The 3,335-nt window shown below is 34.7% G+C and carries 4 protein-coding genes; 1 reads left to right on the top strand and 3 read right to left on the bottom strand.

Annotated features, from left to right (window positions below; all coding sequences use genetic code 11):
• On the bottom strand, window positions 1-1,350 hold a 1,350-nt coding region (sufB, locus tag ABJD66_RS03145), incomplete at its 3' end, for a Fe-S cluster assembly protein SufB (protein WP_348128128.1).
• 78 nt (window positions 1,351-1,428) lie between these two features.
• Window positions 1,429-1,758, bottom strand: coding sequence for an iron-sulfur cluster assembly accessory protein (locus ABJD66_RS03140; RefSeq protein WP_100894232.1), 330 nt, complete (start codon window positions 1,756-1,758; stop codon window positions 1,429-1,431).
• Window positions 1,759-1,980: 222 nt separating this feature from the next.
• Between ABJD66_RS03140 and thiL the strand changes: the two genes are divergently transcribed.
• Window positions 1,981-3,033, top strand: a complete 1,053-nt coding sequence (gene thiL, locus ABJD66_RS03135) for a thiamine-phosphate kinase (RefSeq protein ID WP_348128125.1) — start codon at window positions 1,981-1,983, stop codon at window positions 3,031-3,033.
• Between the two features lie 2 nt (window positions 3,034-3,035).
• Here the strand turns inward: thiL and ABJD66_RS03130 are convergent, their stop codons facing one another.
• Window positions 3,036-3,290, bottom strand: a complete 255-nt coding sequence (locus ABJD66_RS03130) for a hypothetical protein (RefSeq protein ID WP_303539911.1) — start codon at window positions 3,288-3,290, stop codon at window positions 3,036-3,038.
• Window positions 3,291-3,335: the final 45 nt, after the last annotated feature.

Below are 3,335 nucleotides of genomic sequence, written 5' to 3'. Positions count from 1 at the left end.
GTTTACAATTAATGCAATTGCTTTTTCTGTATCTATACCACGTTGGTTACAGTAAAAAATTTGGTCTTCACCAATTTTACTTGTTGTAGCCTCATGCTCTATCATTGCAGATTTGTTTTTAGCCTCTATGTATGGGAACGTATGTGCACCACACTCATTACCCATTAAAAGAGAATCGCACTGAGAAAAGTTACGTGCATTGTCTGCACGGCTACTAACTTGTACTAAACCACGATAGCTATTTTGAGATTTACCTGCAGATATACCTTTAGAAATAATAGTACTTCTAGTGTTTTTACCTAAGTGAATCATTTTTGTACCTGTATCTGCTTGCTGATAGTTATTTGTTACAGCAATAGAATAAAATTCTCCAATAGAATTATCTCCTTTTAAAATACATGAAGGATATTTCCATGTTACTGCAGAACCAGTTTCTACTTGTGTCCAAGATACTTTTGCGTTTTTCTCACATAAAGCTCTTTTAGTTACAAAATTATAAACACCACCTTTACCCTCTTTGTTCCCAGGGAACCAGTTTTGTACGGTAGAGTATTTAATTTCTGCATCATCCATTGCAATTAACTCTACAACGGCTGCGTGTAATTGGTTTTCATCTCTAGATGGTGCAGTACAACCCTCTAAGTAACTTACATAACTACCTTCATCTGCAACAACCAAAGTACGCTCAAACTGACCTGTACCTGCTTGGTTAATTCTAAAATAAGTAGATAGCTCCATTGGGCAACGTACACCTTTAGGAATGTAACAGAAAGACCCATCTGTAAAAACAGCTGAGTTTAGTGCAGCATAAAAATTATCTGTAGTTGGCACTACAGTACCCATATACTTACGCACCAATTCTGGATGTTCTTGTATAGCTTCAGAAATTGGCATAAAAATAATACCTTTTTCTGCTAATGTTTTTTGAAAAGTAGTAGCAACAGAAACAGAATCTACAACAATATCTACAGCAACATTTTGCAGTTTCTTTTGTTCATCTACAGAAATACCTAATTTCTTGTACATTTCTAACAACTCTGGATCTACATCCTCTAGCGTTTTGTTAGGATCTGCCTTTTTAGGAGCAGAGTAATAGCTAATAGCCTGAAAATCTGGTTTCTCATAATGAACATTTGCCCAATCTGGTTCTTCCATTTTTTCCCAAACACGATACGCTTCAATTCGCCAGTCTGTCATCCATTGTGGCTCATTTTTCTTTTTAGAAATAGCGATCACAATTTCTTCACTTAATCCTATAGGAAAAGTATCAGATTCTATGTCTGTATAAAAACCGTATTCGTATTCTTTGGTTTCTAGCTCTTTCTTTAACTCTTCTTCTGTATATGCCATTTTCTTCAATTTACCAATGGTGTAATTTTGCTAAAGCAACTTTACCTCATTGTTTCATTTTTTCTATTTTCAGTTTCGTTATAGCGAAAAACTTTCACCACAACCACATGTTCTTTGTGCATTTGGGTTATTAAACACAAAACCTTTTCCGTTTAATCCTCCAGAATACTCCAAAGTAGTTCCTACTAGATATAAAAAACTTTTTTTATCTACAACAATTCGTACTGCGTTATCTTCAAAAACTTTATCTGTTTCTCCGGTAGTTTTATCAAAATCTAACTCGTAAGATAAACCACTGCATCCACCGCTTTTTACGCCAACACGTACAAAATCTTTTTCAGCATCAAAGCCACCTTCGGTCATCAAATCTACGACCCTCTTCTTTGCTGTTTCTGAGACTTTTATCATACTAATCTTAATTTAAATTAGACCTCCACTCAAATTTTATTTGGTTTAGTTCTAAACAATTTACAAATATAGTGTATAAGTAGGGTTTTACCATACTTCCTAACATTATTATAACGAATGATAATATAAGATTTCTCTATTTGCTATAAAAGTTAAAGTATATTAAGATTCTTTTATGTGTAAAAAACACATTTTGTACAATATCCTTATTATTTTTGCAGTATGTTAGACGATAAAAATCCAAAGAGAACATCTCTTGAAGAATTAGGCGAGTTTGGTTTAGTTAATCACCTTACTAAGGACTTTGCCATAAAGCAAAAATCTACCCTAAAAGGTATTGGTGATGATGCTGCTGTTTTAGACCTTGAAGATAAAAAAATGGTAGTTTCTACAGATTTATTGGTAGAAGGCGTACATTTTGATCTTAGCTACGTACCCCTAAAACACTTGGGCTACAAGGCGGTTATGGTAAACTTATCAGACATATATGCAATGAATGCTACCGCTACACAAATTACAGTTTCTATTGCTGTATCTAACAGGTTTCCGTTAGAGGCTTTAGAGGAGTTATATAGTGGTATTGCATTAGCTGCAAAAACGTACAATGTAGATTTAATTGGTGGCGACACTACCTCATCTACTAAAGGAATGCTTATTAGTGTTACCGCAATTGGACAAGCTAATGAAGAAAACTTAGTATACAGAAACGGAGCAAAACCAAACGATTTACTTGTTGTTACAGGAGATTTAGGTGCTGCATATATGGGGTTACAGGTTTTAGAACGCGAAAAAGAGGTTTTTAAAGTAAACCCAAACAGCAACCCAGACCTATCTATGTATACATATATTGTAGAAAGACAATTAAAACCAGAGGCTCGTAAAGATATTGTTCCTTTACTAGATGCCTTAGGTGTTAAACCAACGTCTATGATAGATATTAGCGATGGTTTATCTTCAGAAATTTTACATTTATGCGACCAAAGTAATGTTGGTTGTAATTTGTACGAAGACAAAATACCGTTAGACCCAACTGTAATTAGCTCTTGTGAAGAGTTTAAAGTAAACAGTACTACTGTTGCATTAGGCGGCGGCGAAGATTACGAGTTATTGTTTACTATAGACCAAAAAGAATTCCCAAAAATAAAAGGTAACCCTAACTTAACTGTCGTAGGGCATATGACAGATAAGAATGAAGGAGTTCACTTAATTTCTAGGAATAATACTAAAATTCCGATTACCGCACAGGGCTGGAATTCACTTACTGAAGAACAATAACACTAAGCCGCGTGCTGCGGTGCGTGTTGGTGTTTTTTTCTGTATACTTTTTGTAATGTATTGTTAATGTCTTCTAACTCTGGGGTTAGCTCAGACAAATTACCGGTTACGTCTGTAGTTACTTGTTTTTTGCAATGTATGCACTCGTACTCATTTATATGAGATGTTACTTTTTTTGTTACCGTATAATAATGACCAAAAATTCCGCAACATAACGCGTTAAATACTGAGCCAAGAGTGGCTAAAACTTTTTTCATAGCTTGTAGGATTTAAACAATGTTTGGTGGGGACCAGGCACTGTA

The organism is Cellulophaga sp., from assembly GCF_039943695.1.
In the GTDB taxonomy this organism is placed as follows: domain Bacteria; phylum Bacteroidota; class Bacteroidia; order Flavobacteriales; family Flavobacteriaceae; genus Cellulophaga.
This window is presented reverse-complemented; position numbering and strand designations above follow the sequence as displayed.